This window comes from Ornithinimicrobium sediminis, from assembly GCF_021272345.1.
Lineage (GTDB): Bacteria > Actinomycetota > Actinomycetes > Actinomycetales > Dermatophilaceae > Ornithinicoccus > Ornithinicoccus sediminis_B.
Genome location: NZ_JAJSDQ010000001.1, coordinates 243,120 through 259,783 on the forward strand (window position 1 = coordinate 243,120; position 16,664 = coordinate 259,783).

General features: G+C 66.4%; 9 protein-coding genes and 1 pseudogene. 4 read left to right on the forward strand and 6 right to left on the reverse strand.

Annotated features, from left to right (window positions below):
* Positions 1 to 157: 157 nt before the first annotated feature.
* Positions 158 to 421: a hypothetical protein gene (locus LVO85_RS01055; protein ID WP_232745553.1), complete on the reverse strand. Its 264-nt coding sequence runs from the start codon at positions 419 to 421 to the stop codon at positions 158 to 160.
* Positions 422 to 529: 108 nt separating this feature from the next.
* On the opposite strand from LVO85_RS01055, the gene LVO85_RS01060 reads away from it, so the two are divergent.
* On the forward strand, positions 530 to 820 hold the full coding sequence (locus LVO85_RS01060) for a hypothetical protein (RefSeq protein WP_232746195.1): 291 nt from the start codon (positions 530 to 532) through the stop codon (positions 818 to 820).
* Here the strand turns inward: LVO85_RS01060 and LVO85_RS01065 are convergent.
* From LVO85_RS01065 to LVO85_RS01085, 5 genes are all read right to left on the reverse strand, one after another.
* Positions 783 to 1,310, reverse strand: a complete 528-nt coding sequence (locus LVO85_RS01065) for a very short patch repair endonuclease (RefSeq protein WP_332875389.1) — start codon at positions 1,308 to 1,310, stop codon at positions 783 to 785. The two genes, LVO85_RS01060 and LVO85_RS01065, sit on opposite strands and share 38 nt — an antisense overlap.
* A gap of 335 nt (positions 1,311 to 1,645) precedes the next feature.
* Positions 1,646 to 2,611 (reverse strand): DUF4928 family protein, encoded by a 966-nt coding sequence (locus LVO85_RS01070; protein WP_232745555.1) that lies wholly within the window; start codon positions 2,609 to 2,611, stop codon positions 1,646 to 1,648.
* Between the two features lie 19 nt (positions 2,612 to 2,630).
* A complete protein-coding gene (locus tag LVO85_RS01075) occupies positions 2,631 to 3,347 on the reverse strand; it encodes a GIY-YIG nuclease family protein (protein WP_232745556.1) in 717 nt (238 codons plus the stop codon).
* Between the two features lie 99 nt (positions 3,348 to 3,446).
* Positions 3,447 to 4,586 carry a DNA cytosine methyltransferase gene (locus tag LVO85_RS01080; RefSeq protein WP_232745557.1) on the reverse strand — a complete coding sequence of 380 codons (1,140 nt, stop codon included), beginning with the start codon at positions 4,584 to 4,586 and terminating at the stop codon, positions 3,447 to 3,449.
* 685 nt (positions 4,587 to 5,271) lie between these two features.
* Positions 5,272 to 5,631, reverse strand: a complete 360-nt coding sequence (locus LVO85_RS01085; protein ID WP_232745558.1) for a hypothetical protein — start codon at positions 5,629 to 5,631, stop codon at positions 5,272 to 5,274.
* A 372-nt stretch (positions 5,632 to 6,003) separates the two neighbouring features.
* Here LVO85_RS01085 and mobF point away from each other — a divergent pair, with 372 nt between their 5' ends.
* From mobF to LVO85_RS01100, 3 genes and pseudogenes are all read left to right on the forward strand, one after another.
* The gene (mobF, locus tag LVO85_RS01090) at positions 6,004 to 11,730 is read left to right on the forward strand and encodes a MobF family relaxase (protein WP_232745559.1); all 5,727 of its coding nucleotides are present in this window, start codon (positions 6,004 to 6,006) and stop codon (positions 11,728 to 11,730) included.
* A 1,049-nt stretch (positions 11,731 to 12,779) separates the two neighbouring features.
* A pseudogene (locus LVO85_RS17145) lies at positions 12,780 to 13,316 on the forward strand (alpha/beta fold hydrolase); the annotation flags it as partial.
* Between the two features lie 806 nt (positions 13,317 to 14,122).
* Entirely contained in the window at positions 14,123 to 16,501 is a 2,379-nt protein-coding gene (locus tag LVO85_RS01100) for a hypothetical protein (protein ID WP_232745561.1), read from the forward strand.
* The last annotated feature ends 163 nt before the right edge of the window (positions 16,502 to 16,664 follow it).

Consider the following 16,664-nt stretch of genomic DNA (forward strand, 5'->3'; position numbering starts at 1 on the left):
CCGCAGAGGATGCTGGGGGCAACAGGCTTTCACGGCTCTTCACGGATGATGGTGTAGAGGTCGTCGGCGTGTGATGTCTCAGGTCATCGTGGACGGTTCTGTCTCGGGACATCATGGACACGGGCATGTCTCAGGACTTCGTGGACGCGGGCATGTCTCAGGACTTCGTGGACGGCCGCGCCCGGGTGGGTCCGTGCCAGCCGCCGAATTCGGTAGGCTTGGCGGAGGTGGCGATGAGCGTTCCGCTGGCGTCAGTGAGGATGACCGTGGTCGCGGCCCAGATGACTACGACTTTGTCGCCGCGTCGCTTGTAACCGGCGTAGAACTTGGAGGCGAGCACGCCGACGTACCCACCACTGGAGACGGTCCGTTGCGCGGTGCCGCTGGTCCCCGCGGAGGGGTTCTGGCCGGCGGTCTTCATCGGGGTGCGATGACCGAGCGGTCGTGCCGTGGGGCCCAGCGGTCCTCGGAGTCGAAGCCCGCAACCCGGTGACCGACCAGCATGGAGAGGCGCCGTATGCTCAATGTCGTGACTCGCAACACTGAGCCACTCGCGCCCGATGATCCGCGACATGGCACTATCAACGGATACGGCAACCTCGGCTGCCGCTGCGACGCCTGCCGCGAAGCCCACCGCGAGAACCATATGCGTTACATGAAGAAGGTTCGGGAGACCGGCTCTCTGTCAGGCCCAGACGTGAACCACGGCACGTCCTACCGCTACGACGTCGGTTGTCGATGTGAAGAATGTCGTGATGCGCACAACGCGAAGTCGCGCGCCACTAAGGCGCGCTTGCGGAAGCAACGTCGTTTCCGCTGACGGAGCGCACGGCAAGCACGACACGAGCAACCGCCTGCTCTAGAGGCTCGTGCTCCCAGACCCTGACCACAGTCCAACCATGGTCTCTTAGCAGGCCGTTCACCTGGGCGTCTCGGGCGACATTACGTGACAACTTGGCTGCCCAGTATCCCTCGTTTGTGGATGGTGCCCGATAGTGATCAGGACATCCGTGCCAGAAGCAACCGTCCACGAAGACGGCGATCTTGCATCGTGGGAACACTACGTCAGCGGTGCGACGTACAGCCTTGATGGGACGCATGTTGACGCGGTAGCGCAAGCCGCGTCGATGGAGAGCGCGCCGCAGGGCGATCTCGGGAGTCGTGTCGCGGGAGCGATTGGCACGCATGGAGGCGCGCACTGCTTCCGATGATGCCCATGAGCCTAGCGCCACGGTGCCAGCGTAGCTGGCTAGCGTCCCCGTCCCCCTCGTAGCGACTCCACGCTGACTCCAGTACGTGCTGCCAGCCACAACTCACGAACAGCGACCCATCTGAGCCACCCTGGGGTTCAGCCGCGTCGACGCGTGGTAGACGCTGTCGCCGTCGGCGAGCGAGTGGTGCACTCCGAGCTAAGACCGTGACCCAATTACGGCGCGGTCTGCCACCGGCACATCGAGGTTCGACCGCCTGACCATGGCTTCGTCCATCACCAGCCTACGAGCTGCGGTTCGCCCCGGAAGGAGTAAGCAGGCTCCCAGGAGCCTGACGGTTGCTGTGTGGTGGCAGTGCACCGGACGTGAGGCCATGGGACGGGAAAGGAGCGCAGAGCAGCGCATGACTCGGGCTCCTTCGCGGTTAGGGTCCGTCAGAGGTTAGCGGGGATCTGGATCAGCATCGCCGGGTCGGACTCCACCGCCTTGACCCGTTGGTTGTAGGTCTGCACCAACTCCCGCAAGCCCGCCTGAACAGCAGTCGAGCGCATGCCAGCCAACTCCTCGATGTTATTGCCAACGTAGTCCTCGATCGCTTGGACCGAAACTCTGTCCGCGAGCCCGGTGTTCGCCGCGAGTTGGCGCGCAGCCATCATCCGGTCGTCAGGAGTGAGAATCAGTACGCGATAGCCATTCTGCAAATTGTCATGACACTTGCCTAGAAGCGCCTCGGTAGGTGCTGTTGTCACGTGGACGGCGGTATCCCCAATGGTGAAGTCCCCCGCACGAGCCGTCTGCACATCGGCTGTCGTGTAGCCATGGTTCTCGATCTGCAGGTCTGGGAAGCGCAGCGCCAACTTGGCCCCGACGAGGTGCTGGCATAAGGCCCCGGCCAGGTTACCACCCTGCCCTCGCGCATACTCGAGCAACGAGGTCAGTGCGACTCTCACTGGCTTCCTCGGATCGATCTCGGCAACAATCCGCTTGCGGGCAAAGAAGTCCTGCTGGACCCTACTGACGAACCATGCCTGGATCTGGTGACGAACCCGCTCCTGCGCCTGCGTGTCGAGCTGGTTGTAGCCCGCGCTCTGCGCAGCATGTGAGATGACACCCGCCAGTCCCTTGGCCAAGTCATACGTCTTACGGGAGGTGCGCCCACCCTCCCTGGTGAAGGGCCGAAATTCGTTGTGCTTGCCGAGGATGGCCTTCACCTTTGGGCCACCGAGGCCCTTTACCTGGGACTTCGCCAGATAGTCGTCTTTCTCCATAGGGATTCCACGTTCCATGTGCTCGGCGAGGATCAGCCCGACGGTCATCACGTTGGTGTTGACCGTGCCCGTGCGCGTCTGCCGTTGTCCCTCGTACCAGACGCTAATCTGCTCCAAGATCGCCGCAGACACCGACTCGGTCGCCAGGGGACTAGTCCCCTTCATCGGCGTCCCTGTGCCCGTGGGCGCCAGTGGGGTCGGAGTGCTCGTAAAGAACGCTGCCGACGAGGCCAGCGACAGATATAGACGCAGGGTCGGGCTCTGGCCTGCCCTCGGCGCTAGCCAGGCGTACAGCAGACAGGTAGGCCAAGCGCACTGCCTGGATCACGAGCACCCGACGCAGCCCGTCAGAGACTTCGCCACGTTCGTGGGCCACAGCTGCGAGCCTGGAGATGGTTTCGGCCCTACGCGCTATGCGCACGTCTGGGTGGCCACGTTCGATCCGAGTCTCGTCCGAGACCAGATCAAAGCGCCGAGAGGACGGCAGGTCCACCCGCTTCGACAACGGCGGAATCTTCTCGTTAAGAATGGCTTTGAATTTGCTGCCCGTGATAGCTTGCAGGTAGGCGCTGTACTCGATCGCGTTCAAGTGCGCCTTAGCCGTCGGGTCCGATGCCCGGGACCCCTCCATTTCCCATAGCGGCCACAGTTCCATCTCGGCGACCTCGAAGACGTCCAGAATCCTCATGGCCACGGCATCGGTGCGCTGGTTGGTCAAGTGCCGACGCACTCTGGTCCGCAGCCTCTCGTTGGTCTGGCCGACATATATCGGCTCACCGTCGTAGTCGTAGAAGGCATAAACGCCCCACTTGGCGTTGGACCAGGCACGCCCCTGGGCGTCAGTCGCGTCCAGTGACTCCTTGAGCAACCGGCGAAACTCTTGGACGATAGGTGCTGGCAGGTCAGCGCGTGAAGGCTTGGAGACCCGGCCCTGATAGGTGGTCGGACGGGACCGGCTCGACATACCTCAGACCGCCCGGATCTCCCGGCCAGCCACCGGCTGTTCGCCAGGGTGGAGCTGACCCTTGACCAAGGGCAGCAGGTAGTGCTCGGCTAGCCACTGCACGGCAGGCACGCACACCGCGTCACCGAAGCCGAAGTACACCTGGTTGGCGCGCAGCCCTGCGAGGTCGTATTCCCCGGCACCCATCAGCCGGGCGTACTCCAGAGGGGTCATCCAACGCACCTGCACGGCACCGCGGCCGGCCTTGACCACCGCTTGCTTGGATGACCCGCCACGAGCGGTGCGCAAGCAGCCAGCGATATCGTCCGGGCGGATCTCCCAGACGGCCACGCCATTGCGGGTCCGTCGATAGGCAGTGCGCCACGAGGGGACCCGACCTTGGCGCAGGGCCTCCAGCCGATCCGCCTGGTAGGGCGAGAGTGAGTCTAGGAAGCGGGTGGTGCGCTCCGGGTCCCACCATTCCACCCCACGGGTCTGCACCACTTCGCCGAAGCCGGCGGTCTTCGGCGTCGGGGGTGAGGGCAGCTCTGCCCGGTGCATGCGCAGAGTGGGGTCGCCGTAGGGGGTCTGTAGCCAGTCGGGGCGCAGCTCGTTGCTAGGGTCGAGCATGTCCTCGGGCGGTTCCAGGGCACCAACTAGGAATAGCCGTGGTCGAGACTGGGCGACGAAACGCCGGGCGTCCAGGGTGAGCACGTCCACGGAGTAGCCCAGCGAGTTAAGTTCACGGATCGCGGCGATCAAGTCTGCCCCGCCGTGCGAAGTGGCGAAGCCGACCACGTTCTCCAGGGCAACGACCGGGGGCCGGCCATCACCCATCTCGTGCAGGATTCGGGTGAAGTCCCAGAAGGTGCTGCTGGCACCGCCAACCAGTCCCTTGCGATTGCCGGCCAGGGACAGATCCGTGCAGGGAAAGGACGCCCAGGCAATGTCCAGCTCGGGCATGTCCGCGCCGAAGACCTGGCCGATGTCTCCGAGAATGAAGTGCTCGGCGGCTTCCGGCCCGAAGTGCTGCACGTACATCTGGTACTTGTCGGGCTCGATGTCGTTAGCGAACACAACGTCGATCCCGGCAGCCTCCATCCCAAGGCGGACCAGCCCTATCCCTGCGAAGAACTCGGCGGCTCGAGGGCGGGCGCTGTCCACGGGTCTGAGCATTACGCCAGGCTACCGCCGCCCACCCTCATCCCTGGGGCGGGCACGCCGCGCGAAGCTATCCAGGTCCGACATGGCGGTCCGAGGTGGCTGCAGTCTCAGCCGTCGCGACACGTAGAGCAGGCCAGGACGCCGACCCTTCGCCCGGACGTAGCGCTCGCGAGAGCATGCAAGCGACCTCGATGCTAGAGCCTACGGTCTGACTTGGGTGCGACGGTCAGGTGAGTGAACCGCCCGGTCAAGATGCTGGCGGTCTTGGCGACCTGATCAGGAGATCCCGGCCGGACCGCGACAGGGAGAGTCACTCAGTGGTGTCCCGCCCAGCTCGCGCCGTGCAGCCCATTCGCGTCCGCGCACAAGGCAGGCACCACGTGCTTGCAAGGGTTGACGCGCTGACACATTGGTTGTCGCAGCAGTGACTGAGCACGCACACCCGGTCCAGCACCTGTGCCCCGCGCACCAGCCCGAGGGCCAGCCGGTGCACGATGATGGTGCCCCGGTGAAGAAGCACCGTCCGTGACCGAGCCCGCTGTTCGGCCCGCCACCACCGGCACTCCGGACTCTCGAAGCTCACTACCTTCTCCCGCCAGCGGCGCAACTGCGCCCAGGTTGCCCTTGGCCGTCAGGCGCGCTCTTGACCGCCGCCGTCCTCCACTCGACGTGCTCCAAGGCGGCCCTACCGAGCCCAGGTCATCGTGTGCGGGTCCTCGTCCTTGTCCTCGCCGGCGTCGTCGTCCTGGTTGTCGTCCGCGACGCCCCTGATGAGCCGGTAGACCTCCCGACCCGTCAGCGTGTCATCCCCGCACCACGCCAACGCCTCCTGCGTGCTCAGCCCTTCGTCCTCAATCAAGGACCGCAGCGCACGCCCGGCTCGTTGCTCGCAGTTGCTCACCGCGGCGTCCCGTTCAGCCAGCGCCACGAGCACCTTCTCGGCCCACTTCCCCAATCGCCGTTCCCGCTTCGCCTGCTCCTGGCGCACCTTCGCCCGAGCCTGCCGAGCGCGCGCCCGCGCCTGCTGCCTCACCAACTGATCCACGACGACTCCTTGCTCTAGGAAGAACTGCTGACACCTCCTAAAGCGGACGAAGACGCCCCAGGGACTCACCCGACCACCCGGTCACCGCTCGGACTGGCTGAGCCGACCACGACCCGCGCACGCTCACCGACCCTGAGCTGAGCACCGCCCGTACAGACTCACCGACCCTGGACCTGACCGAAACCGCCAGGCTCATGTGCCACACACCTCTGGCATTCCCGGACCCCTCCCCAGAACCGCACCACAAGAACCCGTGCGTCCCCACCTCGCGCAGTGACCGGTCCCAGGGTCGAGATGTGGCCAGATCGCGACCAGAAAATTGTCCGGAAGTGAGTCCCTGAGTCTCGGATCTCCGCTTTGGTAGGTATGGCGATGACGATCCACCGGCTGACGGCCGGGTCGGGGTATGACTACCTGACCCGGCAGGTCGCCCGGCAGGACGCCACCGAGGTCGGCCACAGCGGGCTGGGCGGCTACTACACCGCCAAGGGCGAGGCTGCCGGTGAGTGGGTCGGTGCCGGCATGGCTGGCCTCGAAGGTTTGGCCGCTGGCGAGGAGGTCACCGCCGAGCACATGACCCGCCTGTTCGGCACCGGGGAGCACCCGCTTGGAGACGGCTCCGGACTCACACTGGGCCGGCCCTTCCGGGTGTACGAGGGACGCGATGACGTCACCCCGTTCCGCATCGAGGTGGCGCGCCGGTTCGAGCAGCACAACAAGGCTCGCGGGCTGCCCCTGGACCATCCGATCTCCGTCGAGGAGCGCGCGAGCATCCGCACCCAGGTCGCCCTGGAGATGTTCCGCACCGAGCACGGACGCGACCCGTTCGACGAGCGGGAGCTGGCCGGGCTCATCGCCAAGCAGTCCCGGCCGCGGACCACCGCGGTCGCCGGGTTCGACCTGACCTTCTCACCCGTGAAGTCGGTCTCGACCCTGTGGGCGGTCGCCGACCGTCCCCTGGCCCTGCAGATCGAGGCCGCCCACCAGGCTGCGGTCCGGGACGCCCTGGGCTACATCGAGAAGCACGCCCTGTTCACCCGCACCGGTAAGGACGGCGTGCAGCAGGTGGACGTGCGCGGCATGGTCGCCGCGGCGTTCACCCACCGTGACTCCCGGGCTGGGGACCCGGACCTGCACACGCACGTCGCGGTCGCCAACAAGGTCCAGACCGCCAGCGACGGACGGTGGCTGTCGATCGACAGCCGGCTGTTGCACAAGGCGACCGTCTCCGCCTCGGAGACCTACAACACGGCCCTGGAGAAGCATCTGCGACCGCTGGGCCTCACCTTTGCCCCGAGGACCCCTGCCACGGGGCCAGAGTCACGTAAGCGGCCGGTGCGCGAGATCGTCGGTGTCGATGACCGGCTCAACCAGGCCTGGTCGACCCGGCGGGCCAGCATCCAAGCGCGGCGCAGCGAGCTGGCCCGCGCGTTCCAGGCCCAGCACGGCCGGCCGCCGACCCCGGTGGAGTCGATCCAGCTGGCGCAGCAGGCGACCCTGGAGACGCGCGACGCCAAGCACGAACCTCGCTCCGAGGCGCAGCAGCGCCAGACCTGGCGGGCTGAGGCGCTGGCCGTCCTCGGGGGCCAGGACGCGCTGTCCTCGATGGTGGACGCGGCCCTGTCCGGGGCCCGCACCCACGGGCTCGGTCAGAGCGTCGACGAGCAGTGGGTGGAGCGGACCGCAGCACGCGTGGTGGACACCGTGCAAACGTCCCGGTCTACCTGGCAGGTGTGGCATGTGCGCGCCGAGGCCCAACGTCGCGTCCGCGCCGCCGACGTCCCCCAAGACCGAGTCGAAGACCTGGTCGAGCAGCTCACGCAGGCGGCGCTGGCACGCAGCAAGGCCATGACCCCGGCCAAGGCCGACACGATCACCGACCCGGAGCCGCTGCGCCGGGCCAACGGGGTCAGCGTCTACACCGTCGCCGGATCCGCCCTGTTCACCTCTACCGCGGTCCTGGAGGCCGAGCAGCGGCTGGTCGCGGCTGCCGGCGTCACGGACGGACGGCGAGCGTGCGAGCAGGATGTGGACGTGGCCCTGCTGGAACAGGTGGCCAACGAGGTGGCTCTCAACGCCGGCCAGGCGGCACTGGTCAAGGGCATGGCGACCTCCGGGGCGCGGGTGCAGCTGGCGATCGCCCCGGCCGGGTCGGGCAAGACGACGGCCATGCGGGCCTTGGCCCGGGCGTGGGAGTCCTCCGGCGGCACCGTTGTCGGGCTCGCCCCGTCCGCTGCGGCCGCCGCGGTCCTGCGAGAGAACGCAAACACCCACGCCGACACCCTCGCCAAGCTGGTCTGGCACCTGGAGCACGACCCCGACCACCTGCCACAGTGGGCCGCTGCCATCAACGAGTCGACCCTGGTCGTGATCGACGAGGCCGGGATGGTCGACACCCTGTCCCTGGACAAGGCGGTGCAGTTCATCACCTCCCGGGGCGCGTCGGTGCGCCTGGTCGGGGACGACCAGCAGCTGGCGGCGGTCGGTGCTGGAGGGGTGCTGCGCGACATTCGCGCCAACCACGGGGCTCTGCACCTGACCGAGCTGATGCGCTTCTCCGGGGCCGCCGAGGGCGCGGCCTCGTTGGAGCTGCGCGACGGACGACCCTCCGCGCTGGGGTTCTACCTCGACGCCGGCCGGGTCCACGTCGGTGACCTGGCCACCATGACCGAAGAAGTCTTCGGTGCCTGGTCCGCCGACCGGGCCCGCGGCAAGGACGCGATCATGCTCGCCCCCACCCGGGAGCTCGTCGCCGAGCTCAACCAGCGTGCCCGCGACCACCGCCTTGACAGAGCACCCCGACCCGCCGACGAGGTCGCCCTCTCCGACGGCAACCACGCCTCCATCGGGGACGTGATCATCACCCGCCGCAACGACCGCCGCCTGCAGACGGCACCGACCGACTGGGTCAAGAACGGTGACCGGTGGACCGTGCTGGACACCGACGACGCCGGGGCCCTGGTCGTGCAGCACACCCGCACCGCCCGCAAGATCGCCCTGCCGGCCGACTACGTCGTCGCCAACGTCGAGCTCGGGTACGCCTCCACCGTGCACACCGCCCAAGGGGTGTCGGTCGACGTCACCCACGGCCTGGCCACCGGGGACGAGTCGCGCCAGCAGCTCTACACGATGATGACCCGCGGCCGGGACGCCAACCACGTCTACCTGGAGGTCGTCGGCACCGGGGACGAGCACGACGCCACCAAGCCGCACACGGTCAGCCCGCGCACCGCCACCGACCTGCTCGAGGGTATCCTGGCCCGCGACAAGGCACCGGCCTCGGCCTCCACCCTGCTGCGCGAGGCCGACGACCCAGCCGTCCTGCTCGGTGAGTCCACCGCCCGGTACGTCGACGCGCTCTACACCGCCGCCGCCACCACGGTCGGCACCGAGGGACTCCAGGAGCTCAACGAGGCCGCCGAGCAGGTGGTTCCCGGCATGACGAACGCGGCGGCGTGGCCGACCCTGCGGGCGCACCTGACCCTCATCGCCGCCGGTGGACAGGACCCGGTGCAGGTGCTGACCGGTGCGGTCACGGCGCGGGAGGTCGACACCGCCGCCGACCCCGCCGCTGTGCTCGACTGGCGCCTGGACGACACCGGGATGCGCAACACCGCCCCCGGTCCGCTGCCGTGGATCCCCGGCATCCCCACCACCCTGGCCAGTGACCCGACCTGGGGCCCCTACCTGGCCGCCCGCGCCCGCCGCGTCACCGACCTCGCCCAGGAGGTCGCCGAGCACGCGGTCACCGCGCCCGCCCCCGCGTGGGCGGCCCAGGGCACCGCCCGCCCCGCCGACGACGTGCTGGCAGCTGTCGCCGTGTGGCGGGCCGCCAACCAGGTCGACCCGACTGACCTGCGACCCACCGGCCCGCAACAGGTCTCCACGGCAGCAGCCATCTACCAGCGCCAGCTGCGGTCCCAGATCCAGGGCCGCCGCTCCCTCGCCCTGGCCGAGTGGGGACCGCTGCTGGCCCAGGTCGCGCCGGGGTCGGTCAAGGACGCCTTCGCCCCGGTGCTGGCCGAACGGTTGGCCGCGGCGACCCGGGCCGGGATCGACGCCGCCACCCTGCTCCGGGACGCTGCCGGCACCCGGGCCCTGCCGGACGACCACGCCGCGGCAGCGCTCTGGTGGCGCGTCGCCGGACACCTGGCCCCGGCGGTGGACACCGCCACCGGTGCCGGCCAGCTCCTGTCGACCGCATGGGTGCCGACCCTGGCAGAGCGGCTCGGGGACGACCGGGCCCAGGCGATGCAGACCAGCACCTGGTGGCCGGCGCTGGTCACCACCGTCGACCACGCCCTGCAGCGCGGCTGGTCCCTGGACGACCTGGTGGCTACCGCCCCCGCCGCCGGGGCCGATGTCGACGACGCCGCGGCCATGACCTGGACCATCAGCACCCTCATGGACGACCCGACCCACCTGCATCAGGAAGTCGGTCCCCACGAGGAGGACCTCGAGCTGCGGGCGGCCGCCGTCGACCCGCACCCGGTCTCGGTGCAGGCCACCGATGAGGACTACCGCCAGTATCTCGACACCGTTACCGCTGCCCCCGCCAGCGGCCCCGCTGATCAGCATGATGACCTGGACGCGGCTCAGGTGGAGGCGGGCCTTGGCCTGGCCGCGCAGTACCGCGCGCTCATGGGACCGTTGGAGCCGACGGACGCCGACCTGGACCGGGCCTACGACCGCGCTGTGCAGGCGTGGGAGTCGCCGGTCCCGGTGCAGCGTCTAGCGCAGGTCAACGCGATGGCCCTGGGCTACTACGAGCAGCAGCTGGCGACCGGTGGCTGGGTCCGCGACTACCTGACCGACCGGTTCGGCCAGGACGTCGCCGGCCACCCGCATGTCCGCCCCGGGTACGCCCCGCCCGGGTGGACCCGGCTGCTGGACCACCTGCGCGCCCAAGGCGTCACCGACACCGAGCTGCAGACCACCGGACTGGCCACCACCACACGGGACGGCCGCCCCATCGACCGGTTCCGCGACCGGGCCGTCTTCCCCATCACCGACCACATCAGCGGGCAGGTGCTCGGGTTCGTCGGCCGCCGCAACCCCGCCATCGATTCCGACGCCCCGCACGCGGGACCGAAGTACCTCAACACCCCCACCACTCCCCTGTTCGCCAAGGGCAACCAGCTCTACGGCGCCGACACCGGCCTACTCAAGGCCGGGGCCACCCCCGTGCTCGTCGAAGGCCCGGTGGACGCCCACGCCATCACCCTCGCCACCCGTGGCACGTACGTCGGCCTCGCTCCGTTGGGCACCGCACTCACCCCCGAGCAGGCGAGACAGCTGGCCCAGCTCGGAAGCCCCGTCATCTTCGCCACCGACGCCGACACCGCCGGCCGCCTGGCGGCCGAACGGGCTCACTGGTTGCTCGCCCAGCACAACGTCCCCACCTTCGTCGCGTCCTTGCCCGAGGGCACCGACCCCGCAGACCTGCTCCACGACCAGGGCGCCGACGCCGTGACCAGCGCGCTCCTGGGCGCTTCCCCCCTGTCCGAGGTCCTGCTCGAAGAGCGGCTGACCAACTTGCCGGCCGACCAGGCACTCCACCCGGCCGTCCAAGTTCTGGCGACCGCCACCCCCGCCACGTGGGACCGCGCCTGCACCGAGATCGCCGACCGGCTCGGCACCGACAGCGGCACCACCCGCCGGGCCCTGCACCAGGCCGTCCGCGCCTGGCACGACGACCCCCACACCGTGGCCACGCACCAGCTGGAGAACCTACGCGAGGTCCGCGCCCGGCTCGAGACGGCCGCCCGGCAGACCCCCGAGCAGCGTTGGGCTCCCATCGCCGACCGGCTCGACCCCCGTCTCACGGCCCAACAGGACTGGCCAGCCCTGGCCGCCACCATGCAGCACCTGCACGACGAGGGCCACGACGTCGAGACCCTCGCCCGGGCCAGCGTCGCCACTGAGCCACTGGTGACCTCCCGCCCAGCACAGGCGCTGCGCTACCGCCTCGCCGTCACTGCACCGACGGCTGCGCAGAGCACCCCGCACGTCCAGACGGGCAGCAGGCCCCTGCCACGCGACGAAGACCACCGCATCGTCGCTCTTGGGCAGGACCGTTCGGGAGGCGTCCCGCGGTGACTCAGCAGACCGAGATACGAGAGGTGTGAGCGTCATGACCATCCCCGTACGCGAGCTCAGAGCATGGGCCGAAGGCGACTACCCCACCGAGGCAGCCGTCGAGCTCCTCATCCGCGCCAAGGGCGGACGCTTCGCCCGCGAGTCACAACCATGGATCCAGCGCCTCGGACCGTCCTTCTCACTCTGTCGTGTCGACTGGAACCGACTCCACAACGAGCTGGGCGCCTTCTCCGGGGGCGAACGACGGATCCTGAACGTCGCAGTCTCGATGGGCTCACGCGAGCACCCGGTAGACCTTTCCAACAACCTCTCCGGCCTAGACGACGACCTTCTCCTTCTCGTCCTCGCCGCGACCGCCCACGCCGCGGGCCGGCCACGACTGCTGCCACCGGCTACGGCCGTGGCCACCCCTGCCGCTCCGACGCGCGCATCGTCACCCACTCACGGGTCCAAAGACAGCACCGACCCTCCCCGCCATAGACCAGTGCGACGACCAGAAGACGAGCGATGGGCCGAGGACACCCTGTCTGAGCGTGGCGAAGGACCCCTGCCCTAGACCGGCGTCGCCCAAGGGCGGTACATCACGACTCTGCCGATGAGCGGACGATGGCTCCACTGACCACTCGGCAAAGTGGCTTTGCATCAGCACAGACACCACCCAGCCTCCCGCCGTGGAGTTGAACTCGCCGGTTAGAGGACGGTGACTGCGATGCCCCACCCTGCGCTCAAGGCCACTTCCACCGGCGAGAGTTCCCTCAGACAGTGCCCACTGGAACAGCGATCTAGAGCCGTCATCCGCACTCACTACCTTTCCTCGGTTGAGGCTCGCACGCCCGGAGCTGCCGGCGTGTAAAGTCCGGTCAACAGGGCGCGTCGGTCCGAAGGCGTCTCGACCACGCCGGATGCGAGAGGGGGTCAGTTGTGGACATCGTGGATTCCCACGTGCGGACGATGCTACAGGAAGACTGCGAACCCGTGCCTCAGCCTCCGGCCACGACCCGATATCCCGACGGGCACTTCAACGGCGTGCCCTCCACCACAGGGACTGCATGGTGAAGCGATGCAGGCAGGACCAATTCACCGAGCAGGAGTTTGATGCGGACCGCTTCAATCTGCACGCCTTTCGCGAAACTCGCAGAGAAGTTGTGGTCGTTTTCGTGCACGGATTTGGCGGTCACGGCTACAAGACGTGGGCAAACGTCCCGCACGACGTCTTCGCCAGAGGGTACGATGTCGGAATCTTCGACTATCGCAGTGGCCCGCGGCGACTCATGAGCGGCGCGCGTGCAGCCTTCGACCTATGGGTGCAACAACTGCGGCGGCATTTAGAGGACCTCGAGAAGGACTACAAACATATCTTCCTTGTCGGCCACAGCCTCGGAGGCAAAGTAGTTGAGGCGGTCGCCAAAGAGATATTGACCGCTAGAGCGCATTCCCGCAAGCCATCGTCGCTTGCAGCGCTCGTCCTCGTCGCCTCACCTCGCGCGGGCACCACTCTTGCCCCCCGTATACTGACCGCGTTGATCGGGGAGTTATCTCTTCTCACGGCCTTCTCTCCTTATGATGCGGCCACTGAGCGGTATTATAAGGAGAACGTTGAACGGGCCAACATCGCCGAGTCGCCCGGACTCGTCGTACTTCCGGCCTACGCCGTCGTGGGGATAGACGACCGCATTGTTCAAGCCTTCAGCGCTTTGGTGGGAATCCCGGTGAGACAGAGATTGCCATTGGCTGGCGGACATGGAGAAATAGTCAAGCCCCAAGAGGGGGACGAGGCCCTCTTGCGAATACTCGACGAGGACGTCATCCACGCCCGACTGGAAGTGTTGCAACAGGCCGACCGCGAGTCGATGCATTCAGAAAACCGAACCGTTATCATAAATCAACCCTCGCGAAGCGCATTAATCACCCGCTTTTTGACGGACTCCTCTGGCATGGACTGGGAGCATGTATACAACGAGGTTAGGGCGGGCGCGACCAGTGGGGGGCTGCTTATGCAAGATCATAGGGAGGATCCCATCGCGCCGGTAGACGCCGTCATTGCCATTCATGCGGCGGATCTGGTCGCTGGAATGACCGCGGGAGTCAGAAAGAGTTTGGCGGTAGCACGATCAGAGTGCGACAAGTGGCCGACATTAACGGTCTCCCTAAACTCAGTCGGCGAAACTCATGCCTTGGCGACAGAGGTCCTGAACGAGTACATCGCAGGTGAGGATATTACTGGAGCATGGTACGTATCGGGAGCACCCAACCTATCCGCATTGCGTGATAATCTTGCTCGATTTCTGGAATCCCTGCGCAACCGGGACCCGCGCCGAAACACCCTGCCAATGCGCCCGCGTCAAGCGACGGACGCCATCGACACAATGCGTATCGAGGAATAGGAGATGCCATGGACCTCGCTTGGCTAGCCGCCGTTCTACAACCGCGTGACGTTGCGCCGCACCCGAACTTCCCCGATCAGAAGTTCGACAGCCAGCCTCACGCGCGTCTTGCTAGCGCAATTCTGGGCAGCCCCTTTGCTATGTCAAGTGGCTTAGACGTAACTGAGGACACTGATGCCTTCATCGCTGCTGTCGTTCGCTCTCACCATCCGGAATCCATCGCCCCAGCAACAGCGGAATTGTCCCACACGTTGTCGGTGCACCCGCCTTCCGATCCTGCTAGGGCAGCCGCATTGGCGCTAGCGACGTGTGCGGCAGCGGCTGAACTGGACGACTACGACACGTGTTTTCGCGTACTCAAGGAACAGCTTGCACGCACGTCAATGGCAGACACCGCCGATACGGCGCTTCTTCGATCGGCCATACTACAGCAGATGGCCCTTCGAAAGCGTGATGCTGGCATGGCGTACCTCCCCGAGGTGGAGGAGGCCACGAGAACGCTCGGCCGCTTCAACCCCGATCAATGTCAAAGCTTCCCGACTAGCCCAGGGGTGTCGTGGTCTTCAGTAAAAACATTGAGTGACATGTGGTATTCGCTGCAGGACGCGGCCGCAAGCTTGGTACCCTCCACCGAGTCTGCTTTCCGCCAAAAGGCTAGTATCCCATCGAGGCTTGAGCGGGTACGTGCTCCGCTACCCACTATCCGTCAACGCACCGACGGGGCCCGCGCGTGGACGTATTCAAAATATGTGGCAAACGTTTACCGTGGCATGTATGGCGAGGCACCGCGGCACCTCTTCGGCGCTCCGGAAGAACCAGACTTGTTCCGAGTGGTGCTACAACTGGAACTCCTCGGCCACGGTGACGTCTATATCGCAAGACGCGAGTTGGCGCTCCTGCGGCTGGTTCAACGGAACGACGAAGATTCGGTAGCCGACGCGATCCGGTTGCTGCGCCAAGGGGCTGGCAAGGACGAGCTGGAGTTGGCGCTACGCCATCTGAAAAGATCTGGCCCGCTCGCTTCTTTAGGGCGGGACGCAAGGCAGGTGCTTGGCCGGCGCACAAAATCGAATCTGCTCCGTACCACCGAATTTCAAGTGCTGAGGTCTGCTGCGGAGTTGCTTGCGCCCGCCGAGGCACAGCTGGGCCTGGATGCCATCCGTAAGGCCTTGGGGAAGGGCACGCCCGGTGACCTCCCTGGTAATTGGCAGCTGCCGATACTTCGCCGGGAAGCAGCATGGAAGGCTGCTGCGGCGCTTGGGAAAGTAGCAGGCGCAAGCGACTCTGCTGCGTCGTTGCTACTCGCAGAGCTCCTAGCGGTTGAGGAAGACGTAGAACTTGCCGATGCGGGAATGCGAAGGGCCGCCGCCGAACTAGACTGGGAGGAGGTTTCCGCGGCACGGGCACAGGAGTGGCTCGTTGCCTTGGATGGCCGCGAACACGAGTTTCCTGAGACCATGGCGTATGTTCGTGACGCCTTGGGAATGACGGCCCCTGAGCTTAATGATCCAGGAATCGTAGAGATCGCTCGAGCGCTTAATTCTGTGATCCGCGGCACGAGCCACGATTTATCTTTTGCTGCGCACGCTGCGGCGGTCCTGGCGTCCACGCTTGAGAAGAAAAGGCAAGAAGCCGCCCGTGGAATGTTCACGGTCGGATCCATTGAAGTGGCGGACGTGGCCGCCGGTTTGGTGGTGTTCGCTAGCGTTCCTGAATTGTGGCCAACGTTGATTGACTTCCTCTTCGATCCCCGTATTCCTGTCCGCGAAAAGCAAACAGCGCTTGATCGGTTAGCTAGCGCGGACGTCGTTTTGCCGGAGAGCGTCAAAGAACGGGTAAAGGCAGCGGGGACTGGGACCATACTGGCGCCACGACTCGATTGGGACGACGTTGGAATATCCCCATTCCCTTCAGGTCTACGGTTCTTGGCGGCGCACGAATTGCTTGATCGCTCGACGGTCTACGACGCAATCGCACGACTCGCCGGCCAGCGAAGTGCTGATGCGCGGCGGGAGGCGGCTTACACGATTGCGCTTCTGGCGGCACGGCAAAGCGATCCGTACCTCACGGCTTTCGCGCTCCCCCTCTCCAGGGACGAGATTGTAGAGGTGCGTGCTCACGCTGGGCGCGCGTTAACGGTACTCGCTTCGAGAGAGACGCCTCTCACCTCCGTGGCGATGGAACGAGTGGTTGAACTCCTTGGCGAAGATGGAGTGATGGCGCCGCTGCTGGTTCTCCGAGCGCTCGCTTATGAACCGTCGACGATCCCCGCCAGGCTCTACGGATTGATTGATGAACTTGCCCGGAAACATCCATCTCAGTCCGTGCGGACGGAGGCACAGCGGTTAATAGGCAAGAATGGGCCGGTCCCGCCCGTTCAACCGTAGTGATTCGATACGCGCAGATCTGGCTCAGGAACTTCGCTTACTTCAGGGGCTGCGGTGTCAGGCGTCCTCGGCGGGACTCGGGAAATGGCTGATGCTCCTGCTACCCGGCGGGAGTCTGGTCGCACCAGGACTGTGGTCATCACCCTGCGGATCGGAGGAAGAA